Here is a 15,015-nt window from a genome sequence, read left to right on the forward strand (position 1 = left end):
AGCAGAACTCTCTTCAAAACTTTATTTTAAAGTTTATGCTGTTTCTGCCTCCCCAACTTCTTCAAATTTTTTGATCAACACTCATCTTCACAACTCAAAACAAAGATTTGTTGTGACCAAAATATTTGTGACTACACTGATTTAGATTACTTTTTTCCTGAAAACCAATCATGTTATACAATTTAGAATTTTCACTGTCTTTTCCCCTATTTGCAACCGCTACAGAAGCTGAAAAGGGACCGCTAGTATTAACTTCTGTTCTCCTGAGTTTAGTCATTGTTTATATTGCCAGTAAATTAGGCGGAGAATTATCAAAACGGCTTGATTTACCCCCCGTTTTAGGTGAACTCATCGGCGGAGTGATTGTCGGAACTTCGGCATTGCATCTGTTAGTTTTTCCCGAAAGTGGTGCAACTGCAACGGATTCACTCTTGATGACCTTTTTACAATCCATTAGTGATTTGAGTCCCGAGTTAGTCACCTCAATTTTTGCCAGTCAAAGTGAAGTAGTTTCGGTTCTGGCTGAATTGGGTGTGATTATTCTACTGTTTGAAATTGGTTTAGAATCCGAACTCAGAGAACTCCAAAGTGTGGGTTATCAAGCAGCAGTTGTAGCCGTTGTGGGAGTAGTAGCACCCTTTGCAGCCGGGACGTTAGGACTAATGTATTTCTTTGGAGTTTCTGCAATTCCTGCTATTTTTGCCGGGGCTGCATTAACCGCGACAAGCATCGGCATTACCTCAAAAGTTCTCTCAGAAATCGGACAGCTCAAATCAAAAGAAGGTCAAATTATTGTTGGGGCTGCCGTTATTGATGATGTTCTCGGGATTATTGTTTTAGCAGTTGTTGCCAGTTTAGCGAAAACAGGCGAGATAGACATTCTCAACGTTGTTTATCTGATTATTAGTGCCACAGCTTTTCTTCTCGGTTCCATTTTACTCGGGAAATTCTTCAATAAATCTTTTGTCTCGATTGCTGGGCTTTTACAAACCCGAGGACAGTTAGTTATTCCCGCCTTTACCTTTGCTTTCTTAATGGCATTTTTAGCCAACGCCATTCATTTAGAAGCCATTTTAGGAGCATTTGCAGCCGGTTTAGTATTAGATGAAACCGACAAACGTAAAGAACTCGATAAACAAGTTGTTCCAATTGCAGACATTTTAGTTCCGATTTTCTTCGTCAGTGTAGGAGCAAAAGCTGATTTAGGCGTATTAAATCCCGCAGTTCCCGCCAATCGTGAGGGGCTGATTATTGCCACATTTTTAATTGTTGTTGCGATCATCGGTAAAATAATTACAGGTTGGGCTGTGATTGGTCAACCCCAAATTAATCGTTTGGCTATAGGTGTAGGGATGATTCCTCGAGGTGAAGTCGGTTTGGTGTTTGCAGGAATTGGTTCAGCCAGTGGTGTACTTGATAAACCCCTAGAAGCCGCTATCATTATTATGGTGATTCTGACCACATTTATCGCACCGCCTTTTCTGCGGTTAGCTTTCAAACAGTCTGCACAACCAGACAAAGCTAGTGTAGAGTAACAAGGGAACCCGTAAATCGTTTTCGATCTGATCTTTCACAGGAGGCGAGGGGATTATTTAGAATAATTTTTCATTCTACCCATGAATTAAAATTCAGTGATCACTGAACAGTATATCTTGTTAAAGCCTGTTCCTTGATTGCTGAATTTTTAACTGTTTATATTCTGTGATTATTGAGTCGAAAGAGACACAATATTGATCAGATTTTTTCGCAGATAGAAGTTGATTAAATTGGTTTGATCTCTATTCTTTGAAATAATTAATATGGAAAATATTATCCAAGGTCTGCCGGATAGTCCAATTGTTACGTTTACAATTTTAATTCTCGTTAGCTTAACGATTCCTCCGATTTTTGAAAAGTTAAAACTACCGGGATTAGTCGGATTATTAGTGGCTGGTGTTCTGTTAGGAACAAACGGCTTTCAACTACTCAATCCGAATTCAGAAACCATGAAACTCTTTGCCGACATCGGTAAAATTTATCTGATGTTTGTGGCTGGTTTGGAAATCGATCTAGAAGAATTTAGACGCACAAAAGATCGCTCTTTGGGATTTGGTTTTGCGACTTTTACTATTCCTCTATTAACAGGAACTTCTATTGGTTTAATTTTTGGTTTTGGATTAAATGCTTCGATTTTAATCGGTTCACTTCTCGCTTCTCATACCTTACTTGGATATCCTATTGTTAATCGTTTGGGAGTTGTTAAAAACGAAGCCGTTACCGTAACAATTGGGGCAACAATTTTCACCGATATTGCCGCTCTCTTAGTTCTAGCTATTTGTATTTCTGTTTATGGCGGAGAATTTTCACTGACAACTTTAATTATTCAACTCGGTGCATTAGCCCTCTATTCTCTGATTGTTTTAGTGGGATTAGATTGGGCTGGAAAAGAATATTTTCGCCGCACTGGAGATGAAGAAGGCAATCAGTTTTTGTTTATTTTGTTAGCCGTTTTTCTAGCTTCTGTGGGCGCCCAAGTCATCAATATTGACAAAATTGTGGGTGCATTTTTAACCGGACTCGCTGTTAATGATGTTTTAGGTCATAGTCCTGTTGAAGAAAAGGTTGAATTTGTTGGGAGTACCCTATTTATTCCCTTTTTCTTTATTCACATGGGATTACTGATTGATGTTCCCGCCTTTGTTAGTAGTTTAACCACTGAATTACCTTTAACTTTAGCAATTGTTGCTGGACTGCTTGGGAGTAAATTTTTAGCAGCTTTTGTAGCGAAATTGCTCTACAAATATAACTGGTATGAAGCCTTAACGATGTGGTCGCTTTCACTTCCCCAAGTCGCGGCAACCTTAGCAGCCGCTTTAGTTGGAGTGGATGCAGGTCTTCTCAGTCAAGCCGTCTTTAATAGTGTGATTGTTTTGATGCTGGTGACTTCAATTTTGGGATCAGTTTTAACGGCTCGTGTGGCGAGAGAATTAACGATCCCAAAACCGGAATTAGAACCTCAAACCGACGAATGGAGGTTAACAATAGAAGCTTTTGAACCGCTCCATTCTCACCGAGAAAGAAGTCAATTTACAGTCTTAGTTCCCATTTATAATCCCCTTTCTCAACGCTATTTAATTGAAATGGCAGCGTTACTTGCCCGTCACGAATCGGGTATCATTGTTCCTTTATCTATTACTCAAGCCCATGTTCATATGGATGAACCCCAGTTGGATGTTGCCCTTGAACACAGCGATCGCCTATTGGAACGAGCGATAGAAGTGGCGAAAGAATTTAAGGTAGAAGCTAAACCCAAAGTTAGAATTGATGATGATGTTGCAGAAGGAATTAGTCGGGCGGCTCGTGAACAAAAAGCAAACTTAATTGTTATGGGTTGGAGTGATGCCGCAACCAGTTTACGGGCGAGGTTATTTGGAAGTTTGGTTGATAATGTTTTTTGGTCTTCTCACTGTCCAGTTGCGATGGTTAAACTCTTTGATGAACCGATTAATATTCGCCGGATTTTAGTTCCTGTTAAAAATATCACGCCACAAGCGATTAGAACTGTACGTTTTGCTCAACTATTAGCAGATACCAATCAGGCGAAAATCGCACTTTTACACGTTTGCGATCGCCGTACTTCTCCCGAACAAATTGCTCAGTTTGAGTCAGAAATTTCAGATGTTCTCGCTCAAGGCGGCCCTCAAGTTTCGGCAAGAATTAAAACAGTTGCTTATGATAATGTTCCTAAGGTAATTGTCAGAGCAGCGCAATCTTTTGATCTCGTTGTTTTGCGTTCAACACGTCGTCGAACTGCTGGAGGATTAGCAGTTAGTGATATAACCACGGAGATGATTAAACAACTCACTTGTTCTATTGTTTTATTTGGAGAACCTCATACTTAAAAACATATTAGAAGTAGGGTGGGTGACATCAAAGATGTATTAATTCTCATGTAAATTCTGGACTGTCACCTACCCTTCCCGATACTACGCGATCGCACAAATTGAAGATGCTCTGATATGATAGAGTTCAGATTTGGAGTAGAACTCAAATTAACAATGGCTCGAAAAGTTTTGGGGATTCACTTGGTTTGTAGAAAAGCGCTTAACGTTGAAGAATTAGGAGGTAGTCTATTCAAGAGTGGATACTGGAAAGTATCGGAAGAAGCAGCCAATACCGCACAATATTTAGCTCTCCACAACCAGAAAAATATTTCCTCCTATAAACAGGGAACAATTGAAGGTTGGGAACGCTCTGAGGCTCACAATGGGCGCATCATTTTTTATGTGAAAGAAACTGAAGAACCGTTAGAATGGCGGGGCGATGGAACGGGAGAAAAAGGATACTATTGGTCGGACGGTTAATGTTTGTAGGGTGGGTGACATCAAAGATGTATTAATTCTTATGTAAATTCTGAACTGTCATTCACCCGACTGGAATTTTATCTAAAAATACACGCCTATCCGTGTAAAATATGTAAAGTTAATGCTAGTTCCGCACAGCTTTTCTAAATAAATACTAATGTTTGAACGATATGCAGATGATCAACATACTCTATTTTATGGCGATGCCCTTCAGATTTTGTCTAGTGAGATTTCTTCTAACTCTGTAGATCTGATTTTTATCGATCCTCCTTACAACATCGGAAAGCGTTTTTCCAATTTCTACGACAAATGGGAATCAGAAGAAAAGTATGCAAATTGGGCTTACAAATTGCTTGATGAATGCCTTCGAGTATTGAAGCCCAGTGGAACATTATATGTTATGACAAGCACTCAAGCAATGCCCTACTTTGATCTTTACTTAAGGCAGAAAACAGTAATTCTGAGTCGAATTGTCTGGCATTATGATAGTTCTGGAGTTCAAGCTAAAAAATACTTTGGCTCGATGTATGAGCCAATACTTCACTGTGTTAAAAACAAGAACAATTATATTTTTAACTCAGATGATATTAAGGTAGAAGCAAAAACAGGCGCACAACGAAAATTGATTGATTACAGAAAAGCCGTTCCCTGCCAATACAATACAGAAAAAGTACCCGGTAATGTCTGGTATTTCCCCCGTGTTCGCTATCGAATGGAAGAATATGAAAAACATCCTTCACAAAAACCCGAAGCATTACTAGAAAGAATTATTCTTGCCAGTAGCAATCAAGATAGCTTGGTACTCGATCCCTTTGCAGGAACTTTTACATCTGCTGCTGTAGCCAAACGCTTGGGGCGAATTTCTATTAGCATAGAATCTCAAGAAGAATATCTTAAAATTGGTCTGAGACGGGTTTTAGGATTGAAAGAATACAAAGGAGAAAAGTTATTAACCCCATCTAAAAATCACACCAGAAAAAATAAAAATAGCCCGGAAAAAAACTTTATACAAAAGAGCATTTTCGATGCCGATAGTACAGCATGAATTTACCAACCTGATTCTTGAAATTTTAAATTATTACTTTCCAAACCGGGGAGATATAGTTTTAAACTCTAGTGAGTTATTGCAATATCTCAATATTAAAACCAAAGCTGCAAATCGAGGATCTAAATCACGAGCAGGATTAGTTAATGTTTGTAGGGTGGGTAACATCAAAGATATGTTAATTTTCATGGTAATTCTCGACTTTCATCCACCTTACCGGATACTACTACCCTAAGTCCCCCCGATATCGCCCCATACTTAATCAAAGTTTAAACAAAAGAACATCTATTTTTCCGTAATTCCACTGATGACCTTTCCTTGATTTCAGTTTAAGTTGGACTTAGGCGGAATAGAAGACTTGAACCCATTGGAGTTGAATATGAGATTCATCAAAGGAATTTTTGGCATTTTAGCTTACGGATCTGCCGCGTTCTTCCTATTGTCAGCAATTGTGGTATTGTTTGATAGTGATTCCGACTTAGCTTCTAACTTCTTTGTCTGTTTAATTTGTTTGGTAATTACTGCGGGATTTGCCAAGCTAGGACAGTGGTTAATGAAAAAACCGCCTCTTTCGGGTGAAGCAAATCAACAAGTAAAATCTGAGGAACAAACGGGGACTAAGGATCTACAATCAACTTTAGATCTACAATCAATTTTCTATAAACTGGTCGAGAAAAATCAGGGTTCGATCACGGTCATGCAGTTTGCGATCGCTGCGGGAATCTCTGGAGAAGATTCTAAGGCATATTTAGAACAGCAAGCGAAACAGTTTGAAGCTCATTTTGATGTCAGCGAAACGGGTACTATAGTTTATAAATTCCCGCTTTAACGAAATCAATAAAATTCACGCAGGGTTAACACTTTTTATATTAAGGATTTTTTAAATGTTACGCACAAAATTTGCCTGTCTTTGGGGATTTGCTTTAATTATTGCGGCGATGTTCTGTTTTTCCTCCCCGGTTTTTGCCCATCCTATTTATCCCATATTGGGGTTTGAATGGTCTTTTAATGCCGGAAATCAAAGTTCTCAGGTCGGTTCTTCTGAGGCTAATTTTTCCGGCTACGAACTCTCTAAAACCTTAAATGAAAATCGAGATGAAATTGGTCGAAATCTCTTTTCAATAATTCATCCGAATGCCAACTATGATTATACGGAACCTATTTTAATGGCGGAAAAACCGGGGAATCAAGTTATGTTTGAAATTCCCATACATTGGCATCGGGATCTGGTTGCATTTCAGCACAATCACCTTACCCGCATCCGTTGGCAAATTGGTAGTCACCAGCATCTCAAGGCTGAGGTAACTTATGATAATTCTACTTTTCCTCCGACTCATCTTAACGAGATGAATGATTCACTCCGGTTATTATTGAATCACTTTTAGTTTATCGGGTGGGTGACATCAAAGATATTTTAATTCTTATGTAAATTTTGGACTTTCACCCACCCTACCGGATACGTTAATTTTAACTCGCACTAACAAGCTGTTTTTTGTTCGTTTTTGCGGGTTCAATAGGCGCACTCAACGCTTCTTCTAACGGCGCTAAACCCAACCTTTCTTCGAGAATATTCATCACTTCCCGACCAAAATCATAGGGATTTCGTTGCCAAGCTTCTAGACAAACTTCTCCAAAAAATGATCCGAGTGGTTCAGGATTCCATAACAGCTTTCGAGCCGTCCAAGGCATCAAACTCATCGGATCATAATCGGGTTTAAGCATATCCTTTTCAAAGGCATATTCTTCTAAATGGGTATGGGGTTGTAACCCGATAAAGAAAATCGCAGGTTCGACTTTATCCGCTCCGAAAATATGCTCCAGTTCTCGATGATAAGCTAACGTTTGACGAATGGTTTCAAAGGTTTCATCAATCACGTTAAACGAATAATTCACCGAAACCAAATCATTAAACCCGGCGGCTTTTAAATCCCGACAATTTTCTAAAACCACCCGTAAGTTATAGCCCATTCGCATTTTACGAACCAATTCTTGAGAACCGCTCGTAATTCCAATTTCAAAATAATTCATCCCAGTTTTGACCATCAAATCACACAATTCCGGGTTTAAATTATCCGCTCGAATGTAAGCCGCCCAGTGAATATCATCCATCCCTGCATCTAGGATTTTTTGTAACAATTCCACTGCATCACTAATAAACCGACGCGCCGGGATAAATTGAGCATCTGTAAACCAAAAATTGCGAATTCCGCGATCGTAAAGTTGTTTGATTTCCGCCACAACTTCATCTGCGGGATTGATCCGGACTTGTTTTCCTTCAATCACTGTATAAATGCAATAGCAGCAATTGTGAGGACAGCCCCGTTTGGTTTGCACTCCGATATAAAAATCTTGGTCTTGGAAGTAATATTCAAACTCTGGCCAGATACTTTCAATGTAATTGTAATTGCAAGCCGTTTTTTCTAAAGGAGCAGGTTTTTCGTGAATGAGGCGATCGCGAGGAGTTGTTTGTCCGACAATATAACAACGCTCATCACTTAAACTTTGTCCCCGTAACAACTTTTCAAGTAACGCTTCTCCCTCTCCCACCGAAACAATAGTCCCAGTCGGAAGACTGCGCCCCAATTGTTCGTAAAAGACGCTGACTGCTCCTCCACCGACAACAACACTAGCTTCAGGGTTATAGGTTTGGGCGCGTTTGAGTCCTCGCTTAATTAAATCCTGGTTGCGCCAGAGTTCAGTGTAGTAGGAAGCGGCCAACCGTAGCCCGCCTAAAGCCCCTCTAAGTTTAATTAGGGGATTTTTAGCGTAGTAAAATTCAAAGGCATTTTGCAGGGGATTTCCGCCGCGTCCGCCTACGGGTGCATAAATTTGGATATCTCGCCACGAAAATACTAATAATGTGGGTTTAAACTCATCTACACAAGCATCTAAGGCTGAACGGTAGTCTAAGGGAGGAATCGCGCCTAAATCAAAGATTCGCTGCTGTACGTCGGGAAACAGCTTGTGAACATGATCAGCCAGGTAAACCACTCCAATCGGAAAGATGGGATTACAAGGGAGGCGAACGTAAAGGATTTTGTTGTTCATAATTTTGCGAAAGGATCTTTACTCTAAGGACAGCCTAACGACAAGGTTTAATGGGGTTTTATTTATATAACTTAACAATATATTGGAGTTTTTTGATTTTTGGATGGGTGATTCTGAAAATCTTTAAAACTTTCTAAAGATCAGTTACGGAGATGCTAAGAGGGGATTTACTCGCGTCCGTTTTTATTTTAAAGGATTGGGGGAATGATTGGGTAATTTCCCCCAAAGACAACCAAAACCCTTGGATTTTAACAGAAATCAGCGATTTACGAATGGGTATGAAAACGGATTGGTAGTCGCGTTTACAACTAACAGGGATCAGGTAGTGTTAGCTTGGCAATAAGTCCTAACACTTGTACACCAAAGCTCCTTAGCAGTCATGGCTCAAATTCTTGATCCCCTACCATCTAACGTTTCTAGTCAGATTCTTTGTTGCTACGTTAATGCAACCAGCCAAATCCAAATCGCTCGGATTAGCAACATTGCCAATTGGTATTTTGAGCGAGTCGTATTTCCAGGACAGCGTTTATTGTTTGAGGCTTTATCAGAAGCTTTGTTAGAAATTCACACCGGCAGTATGGCAAGTGCTATTCTGTCAGATCGGATTCCTTGCGCTCGTCTTCAGATTGATCAAAATGCTCCTAGTGTTCCGACAGAAGATGCTCATTCCTCTCAAGCCGCGCAAGCTTATCATCAACGAGTTATGTCTATGTCGCAGAAGCCACGCCAACCTGTTCCTGAGTCTCTAGCAAAACCCGCTTTAACTGCTGTTGACTAGATTCGGAACAAAAACCTTTTTAAAAAATCTCCTATCTAGCTGAAAAGTTCCTCTTTTAAAAGAACAAACTTGAAATCACTTATGACACCAATCGCACTTCTAGTAGACTAAGTTTAGATTTTTTATTAGAAGTGTACGGTGTCATAAATTACGGAACTCTCAGAGTAGGGGATAGAAATTAGAGAAAATTGATTATCGTGTAGAAGACGAAGGATCAAACCTAATGACAAATGGAATCTAACGCTGTTGTTTCATCAGATTCACGCCATTCATCCCCATCTCTGAATGCTGTTTTTCATATTTCTCCGATTATTCGGATCACCCTACTGGGGTTGTATACAGCATTAATGTTGCCTTTACCTTTCTTATCTCAAGCCGTTGATGCGCCTGTATCTCCTAATGTATTGTGGATTGGAATTAGTTTAGGCGCGATTATTGTTTATGCCGCAATGACTGAACAAGTTATCGTTGATGACCAACAAATTCAGGTCACTTATCCTCGTTGGGTTAAGCCTGTTTTTCGCAAAGGATGGTCTTTACCTTGGAATGAAGTCAAAGCACTCAAACCTCGTACCACTGGACAAGGAGGACTGGTTTATTATTTTCTCAGCGAGTCAGGAAAAGGGTATTTACTCCCGATGCGAATTGCTGGCTTTGCTCAGTTGGTCAGAATTGTACAGCAAAAAACGGGAATTGATACAACCGACGTTCGCCCCCTAGCTCAACCCTGGATGTATTTTATCCTATTTGGGTTTACGTTGCTGCTGTTCTTAATTGATATTTGGACAATTACAACCGCTTTTTCTGTTGGTCTTCCTTAACAGCAAACAGGGACTAATAAACAGTGATTTTAGTTTTGGCGATCGCGCTTTTTAAGTTGTGCGATCGCCTTTTTTGTTTGGAGTTATGTTCAATCGTATAAGATTATGTCAGAAATGCCATCAATTCACGAGAAGCTGAAAACGGTTTGGAAAAATGTCGATAATATCTTTTTACCTAATGACTCTTGGTGGAGTGATGATTATAAATGTCATAAAATTCAAGAAAAGTTGTCGAACTTCAACCCCGAACACGAAAAAACATCTGAACATATTGATCTAGTCTATAAAGTTCTCAGTCGGGGTGTCAATCTTACTCAAGCCGCAATTGATTGGGAACATCCAGTCATTGGTTCCCAGAGAAATTTAACAGGTAAGGCAAGAGGAATTCAATGGCGATTGGTAATCGCTTACAGTGGATTTGAAATTACAACCAAAGGGTTAATTAATAAATTAGAAGGTCAACTCAAGCCAGAGGATTTTAAATCGCTAATTAATAAATCTCAATCTAATCTTCACACTTACTCACCATTAAATCCACCAGCTTATGATAGTAGTAAAAGTTTGAAAAAGTGGTTAAGTAAAGAAGAAGAATCAATTGCAAAATTTCTAGGCTTGAGATCCAAGGATATACACGTGATCAAAGATTGGATGTTTGAGTCTCATCCCATTCAGACCTGGGAAGATGCGTTCTTTCTCGCTAAAGCTTTTAGAAATTGTACAACTCATGGATTTCTGGTTCCTCGTAAAGTGCAAGATTGGAAGCTGAAGCCAATTTTCAAGGTGTTGACGGAGAATTTAGCAGAAATTTTGATTGCAGCCTTAGAAAAAATAGAGTCTTGAGTACATCTAAAAAAAGATCTTGACAACCTTTGGCTTAATCCTGTATATTTAAAATGTTAATTTTAAACTCTGCTGTCCGTAAGGGTTGTGACTCAGAAAGTTAAGTCTATATCGGTACACCGATAACTAGGTTTTGCTTTCTTGGTGGCAACGACAGTATGGATATCCGAGTTTAAAATTTTCCCCACTTCAAGCGTTAAAGAGGCTGTAGATTAACTGAAGACAGCCCTAGTAAAGTTTAAATCAACAATCTATAGATCATTAAGTATTATTGGGTTTTGTGCGTTAATCCAATCTAGATTGAAATCAGGTTTATAATTGTTCTATTTTGTGCATCTGTAGGGGTGCAAGGCTTGCGCCCTGACTGTCATCCTGACTCTGGATAAATTTTTGGTTACTGTAAAACATTATTTTAACCTAAAATTGTGATAATTTTAACGAAAATTTTTGGGGAGTATTGAGCAAAATAGGAAAGACGTTTTGACTAAAAAAGAATTAACCGATTCCATGAGTTCTAACCAATCTTCCGATCTTCCCCTGTGGGTTAATGACCGAGAAACCGTAATTGCTAACGATACCGGAGTTGAATGGCGAGGCGGAGAACGACCCGACTATTCTCATACCAATCAATATCTCTACAAAGAAAGTCAATACAATCATCCCCCCGCATCTTTAGCTGCAATTGCTGAAAATTTAGTCCGAACTTTTGAGTTAGAAGCCACAAATAAAGTTAACCCTCAACAGTGGTTATCAATTGTTCAAGATCAGTTTAGAATGAGAGCCAATGGCGGGCCAGAATACACCGCAGAAGATGTTTCCCGAGCCGGAACTTATAATTTATTTATGGGAGAAACAGAACATTACAGTTCAGCAGCAGAAAGCTTTGAATCTTCTTTTCAAGTGTTTCATAAAGCCTTTCCAAATGGTTTTCTTTGGGAAGTTACAGAAGTCTTAGCAGGGCCTCCAAATGTTACATTTAAGTGGCGCCATTGGGGAACCTTTAACGGCCCCTTCAAAGACCATACACCCACCGGAGAAACCCTAGAAATTGTTGGGATGAGTATTGCTCGAGTGACGGAAGATTTAAAAATAGTTTCTTTAGAACATTTTTTTGATAATAGTGCATTTCTGCAAAAACTAACAAGCGGTTGTCCGTTCCACGCTCAACAGTCCTCTGATTAAACTCGACAAAATCTCCCCCGTTTGCGATAATTATGAGTTGGAAGATCAACCAACCTATAGTTACAAATTTGAGTTCTAACGCACCCGTTAATCCCCAACTCCAGTTAAACAATGTTTCTCTGCAATCAAAAATCGGTTTTCAGCCGATCTTGCAAGAGATTTCGCTAGAGGTACAACCGGGCGATCGCATTGCTTTGATTGGAATTTCGGGGGCGGGAAAAACTTCACTCTTGCGGTTATTAAATCGCTTAAATAGTCCCTCAAACGGGGAGATATTTTTTGAAGGACAAAATTACACACAGATTCCGGTTGTTCAACTCCGACAACAAATCACCTTCGTTTTATCCGACGCTAAACTATTAGGAATGACGGTGCGAGAGGCGATCATCTATCCTCTCCAGTTACGGGGTTTATCTGAGCATGATATTAGTCAACGGTTAACCCAATGGACAGAACGTTTAGAGATTCCCTCTGATTGGTTAAATCGAACAGAAGTGCAATTGTCAACAGGACAACGCCAAAAAATAGCGATCACCCGGGCTTTAGTGATTCAACCCCAAATTTTATTACTGGATGAACCGATCACGGCGTTAGATGTTGCTAGTCAGAAAAAGATACTCAATATTTTACAAACATTAAGCAGCGATGGGATGACCGTGATTTTTGCGACTCATCACCTCGATCTGATTCAAGACTGGGGAAATCGATTATGGTATTTATTGCAAGGAAAATTAGTTCAAGATGATCTGACTCGACAGGTAGACTGGCAAGCTTTAAAACAGCAATTTACTATCACTCAACAACAGGATATCCAGGAATGGGAATCTGAGGATTAATGATATTCTACTCACTGTTCAAGCAACTCAAATTAACTGCTGGCTCTCACGGGTATTGTGGGAGGTTTGCTATTCATCCGAGGATTCCAAGAATCAGGCTTTAGCATTTCCAAATTGAGCCGATACCCTACATTTCGTACAGTTTGAATCAGAATGGGTTGGCGAGGGTCTACTTCCACTTTTTTTCGCAATGATAAAACGTGAGTATCAATGGTACGCGGATTATCAATCGAGTCAGGCCAAGCCCGTCGCAGCAGTTCTGAACGACTCAGAGGTTCTCCATCCGCTTGAGCTAAAACATACAGTAAGCTATATTCTTGAGGGGTTAATTCAATCAGTTGTCCGCGTAGTCTTACCCGACGCTGCACTAAATCAATTTTGAGAATACCATAGTCTAAACTCGCAGGAGGAGCAGCAGTATGAGTGCGTCGCATCAGAGCTTCAGTCCGAGCTAAAAACTCTTGCATTCCAAAAGGTTTTGTTAAATAATCATCAGCCCCCGCTTTCAAACCTCGGACAATATCAGCCTCTGTTTTCCGAGAAGACAGCATGAGAATCAATGACTGTTGCTGTCGGAGCCAACGACAAAATTCTAAAGCGTTTCCCCCAGGCAATTCAACATCGAGAATGACCAAATTGGGTTGATGAGTATGGAATATCTCTCTGGCATGGTGAAAATCGGCTGACTGCCAAACGGAGTAGCCAACTTGTTGTAAATGCCAACCCAACAGTGATCTTAAATGAGGATTTCCTTCAATAATAGAAATGCAAACAGATCCCACGAGTGTTCAGTTATCCTTATTATTATTGGATTACAGGTTAACAGAGCCAATCCGATATATTTTGTAACCGATGCTACCCTCAATCAAGTTCTTATTTATCCGGGAACTTTTTGTATTTTATGTCGCGTAAATAACATTATTCGGATCTGAACCGATTGAGTGAGAATCAGACTCTTGACAGACAGGTTATGATCAAAATAGAAAGACTCAATCAACCGGAGTCGGTTAACCTCTCCTTTTAATTATTGAGTTGTGAACCCTTTTAAAGTCTAACTTAACTCGTATCTATCGAGTGTTTTGCCTTTCTCACTGATTATTGGAGTGAACAAGTAGAGTTGAACTGACTAAATAGCTTATAGCACAACTCTCCGATTGAGATTGATGAGGCTCACGCTTGATGCTTCGGTGTCGAGGAGATGAATCCATTCAAGAGCTTCACATCTAAGGGTAATTCCCCCGATACTGAGAAGATTGAGCTAAAATCTAAAATCTAAAAGGCTTGGATGAAGGAAATTGGCCCAAAATGAGGAAAATCTCCTGTTAAATCGTCCATTCCTATGATTAACTCTCTGGCCACATTCTAAAATACACTGTTAACTATGCTGCAAGACGCTCTTACTATTCGCCACTATCAAAAGCTGACCGACTCCCTAGTCGAAATGTGGAATCGTGGTTATCGCTATGATGATTTAAGAATGTATATCGATGGTTACTTAGCGGCTCTGAGACATTCCAGCGTCTTAGAACCCCATTTAGTGCATCGTTTAGAGGAAGAAACGTTTCGATATCTCAATGACCCCTCTAACTTTGAGATGGCGATGCCGATGGTCCAGCCTGAAGTTGACTACTATTAGTTAGGCTAGTATGAGTCTGAGGATTTTCCGAGATGATCTCAGACTCAGTGAAGCCGACTCTTGAAGGGCGGGAGTCGGCTCAGAAGGTACAGGCTACCTACAAATGTGAAACAGCTATTTAGTTCGCCTTATGATGCGAAAGCCACCTCAACCATTTGTTGTAACTCGCCCTTTTGATACAGTTCGATCACCACATCTGATCCGCCAACAAATTCACCATTGATATAAACTTGGGGAATCGTGGGCCAACTTGAGTATTCTTTGATTCCTTGACGAATATCAGGATCTTCTAAGACATCACAAGTTTCAAAGGGAACACCTAAGCTATTTAAAATCCCTACAACATTGTTAGAGAAGCCACACATTGGCATCAACTTAGTGCCTTTGATAAACACGAAAATTTTCTGGCTATTGACCAAGTTGTCAATTCTAGCTTGCAGTTCTGGAGTCATTGTTTTTCCTGAAGTAGCTGAGAGCAATCGTTTT

15 protein-coding genes are annotated in these 15,015 nt (G+C 39.8%); 12 read left to right on the forward strand and 3 right to left on the reverse strand.

All coding sequences use genetic code 11. The features are described from left to right. Positions 1-170 precede the first annotated feature (170 nt). The 6 genes from L8106_RS17920 to L8106_RS17950 all read left to right on the forward strand — a co-directional run bounded on the left by L8106_RS17920 (position 171) and on the right by L8106_RS17950 (position 6,773). The gene (locus L8106_RS17920) at positions 171-1,535 is read left to right on the forward strand and encodes a cation:proton antiporter (RefSeq protein WP_009785808.1); all 1,365 of its coding nucleotides are present in this window, start codon (positions 171-173) and stop codon (positions 1,533-1,535) included. A gap of 264 nt (positions 1,536-1,799) precedes the next feature. Then, on the forward strand, positions 1,800-3,881 hold the full coding sequence (locus L8106_RS17925; protein ID WP_009785809.1) for a cation:proton antiporter: 2,082 nt from the start codon (positions 1,800-1,802) through the stop codon (positions 3,879-3,881). Between the two features lie 117 nt (positions 3,882-3,998). Then, complete coding sequence (locus L8106_RS17930) at positions 3,999-4,343, forward strand: hypothetical protein (protein ID WP_009785810.1); 345 nt, start codon at positions 3,999-4,001, stop codon at positions 4,341-4,343. Between the two features lie 157 nt (positions 4,344-4,500). Beyond that, positions 4,501-5,388 (forward strand): adenine-specific DNA-methyltransferase, encoded by an 888-nt coding sequence (yhdJ, locus tag L8106_RS17935; protein ID WP_009785811.1) that lies wholly within the window; start codon positions 4,501-4,503, stop codon positions 5,386-5,388. A gap of 379 nt (positions 5,389-5,767) precedes the next feature. Continuing rightward, the gene (locus L8106_RS29765; protein WP_009785813.1) at positions 5,768-6,217 is read left to right on the forward strand and encodes a hypothetical protein; all 450 of its coding nucleotides are present in this window, start codon (positions 5,768-5,770) and stop codon (positions 6,215-6,217) included. Between the two features lie 55 nt (positions 6,218-6,272). Beyond that, a complete protein-coding gene (locus L8106_RS17950; RefSeq protein ID WP_009785814.1) occupies positions 6,273-6,773 on the forward strand; it encodes a hypothetical protein in 501 nt (166 codons plus the stop codon). An 82-nt stretch (positions 6,774-6,855) separates the two neighbouring features. Here L8106_RS17950 and L8106_RS17955 read toward each other — a convergent pair whose 3' ends face one another. Continuing rightward, complete coding sequence (locus tag L8106_RS17955; RefSeq protein ID WP_009785815.1) at positions 6,856-8,436, reverse strand: photosystem II high light acclimation radical SAM protein; 1,581 nt, start codon at positions 8,434-8,436, stop codon at positions 6,856-6,858. Positions 8,437-8,815: 379 nt separating this feature from the next. On the opposite strand from L8106_RS17955, the gene L8106_RS17960 reads away from it, so the two are divergent. From L8106_RS17960 to L8106_RS17980, 5 genes are all read left to right on the forward strand, one after another. Next, on the forward strand, positions 8,816-9,214 hold the full coding sequence (locus L8106_RS17960) for a DUF1830 domain-containing protein (protein ID WP_009785817.1): 399 nt from the start codon (positions 8,816-8,818) through the stop codon (positions 9,212-9,214). Positions 9,215-9,444: 230 nt separating this feature from the next. Then, on the forward strand, positions 9,445-10,035 hold the full coding sequence (locus L8106_RS17965; protein WP_009785818.1) for a hypothetical protein: 591 nt from the start codon (positions 9,445-9,447) through the stop codon (positions 10,033-10,035). Positions 10,036-10,140: 105 nt separating this feature from the next. Then, on the forward strand, positions 10,141-10,875 hold the full coding sequence (locus L8106_RS17970) for a hypothetical protein (RefSeq protein ID WP_009785819.1): 735 nt from the start codon (positions 10,141-10,143) through the stop codon (positions 10,873-10,875). A 480-nt stretch (positions 10,876-11,355) separates the two neighbouring features. Continuing rightward, positions 11,356-12,057 carry an ester cyclase gene (locus tag L8106_RS17975; protein ID WP_009785820.1) on the forward strand — a complete coding sequence of 234 codons (702 nt, stop codon included), beginning with the start codon at positions 11,356-11,358 and terminating at the stop codon, positions 12,055-12,057. Positions 12,058-12,089: 32 nt separating this feature from the next. Beyond that, a complete protein-coding gene (locus tag L8106_RS17980) occupies positions 12,090-12,893 on the forward strand; it encodes an ABC transporter ATP-binding protein (protein ID WP_009785821.1) in 804 nt (267 codons plus the stop codon). Between the two features lie 32 nt (positions 12,894-12,925). Here the strand turns inward: L8106_RS17980 and L8106_RS17985 are convergent, their stop codons facing one another. Next, positions 12,926-13,675, reverse strand: coding sequence for a response regulator transcription factor (locus L8106_RS17985; RefSeq protein ID WP_009785822.1), 750 nt, complete (start codon positions 13,673-13,675; stop codon positions 12,926-12,928). Between the two features lie 599 nt (positions 13,676-14,274). Between L8106_RS17985 and L8106_RS17990 the strand changes: the two genes are divergently transcribed. Then, positions 14,275-14,529 (forward strand): DUF6761 family protein, encoded by a 255-nt coding sequence (locus L8106_RS17990; RefSeq protein WP_009785823.1) that lies wholly within the window; start codon positions 14,275-14,277, stop codon positions 14,527-14,529. Positions 14,530-14,657: 128 nt separating this feature from the next. On the opposite strand, the gene grxD is transcribed toward L8106_RS17990, so the two are convergent. Further along, positions 14,658-14,981 (reverse strand): Grx4 family monothiol glutaredoxin, encoded by a 324-nt coding sequence (gene grxD / locus L8106_RS17995; RefSeq protein WP_009785824.1) that lies wholly within the window; start codon positions 14,979-14,981, stop codon positions 14,658-14,660. Positions 14,982-15,015 lie beyond the last annotated feature (34 nt).

Source organism: Lyngbya sp. PCC 8106 (genome assembly GCF_000169095.1).
GTDB lineage: Bacteria > Cyanobacteriota > Cyanobacteriia > Cyanobacteriales > Microcoleaceae > Capilliphycus.

What these genes read in the sequence shown, in the direction of transcription:
- yhdJ (WP_009785811.1), top strand. Translation starts at nt 4,501, where the DNA reads ATGTTTGAACGATATGCAGATGATCAACATACTCTATTTTATGGCGAT.
- L8106_RS17970 (WP_009785819.1), top strand. Translation starts at nt 10,141, where the DNA reads ATGTCAGAAATGCCATCAATTCACGAGAAGCTGAAAACGGTTTGGAAA.
- L8106_RS17925 (WP_009785809.1), top strand. Translation starts at nt 1,800, where the DNA reads ATGGAAAATATTATCCAAGGTCTGCCGGATAGTCCAATTGTTACGTTT.
- L8106_RS17920 (WP_009785808.1), top strand. Translation starts at nt 171, where the DNA reads ATGTTATACAATTTAGAATTTTCACTGTCTTTTCCCCTATTTGCAACC.
- L8106_RS17930 (WP_009785810.1), top strand. Translation starts at nt 3,999, where the DNA reads ATGATAGAGTTCAGATTTGGAGTAGAACTCAAATTAACAATGGCTCGA.
- L8106_RS29765 (WP_009785813.1), top strand. Translation starts at nt 5,768, where the DNA reads ATGAGATTCATCAAAGGAATTTTTGGCATTTTAGCTTACGGATCTGCC.
- L8106_RS17980 (WP_009785821.1), top strand. Translation starts at nt 12,090, where the DNA reads ATGAGTTGGAAGATCAACCAACCTATAGTTACAAATTTGAGTTCTAAC.
- L8106_RS17965 (WP_009785818.1), top strand. Translation starts at nt 9,445, where the DNA reads ATGGAATCTAACGCTGTTGTTTCATCAGATTCACGCCATTCATCCCCA.
- L8106_RS17950 (WP_009785814.1), top strand. Translation starts at nt 6,273, where the DNA reads ATGTTACGCACAAAATTTGCCTGTCTTTGGGGATTTGCTTTAATTATT.
- L8106_RS17955 (WP_009785815.1), bottom strand. Translation starts at nt 8,436, where the DNA reads ATGAACAACAAAATCCTTTACGTTCGCCTCCCTTGTAATCCCATCTTT.
- L8106_RS17960 (WP_009785817.1), top strand. Translation starts at nt 8,816, where the DNA reads ATGGCTCAAATTCTTGATCCCCTACCATCTAACGTTTCTAGTCAGATT.
- L8106_RS17990 (WP_009785823.1), top strand. Translation starts at nt 14,275, where the DNA reads ATGCTGCAAGACGCTCTTACTATTCGCCACTATCAAAAGCTGACCGAC.
- grxD (WP_009785824.1), bottom strand. Translation starts at nt 14,981, where the DNA reads ATGACTCCAGAACTGCAAGCTAGAATTGACAACTTGGTCAATAGCCAG.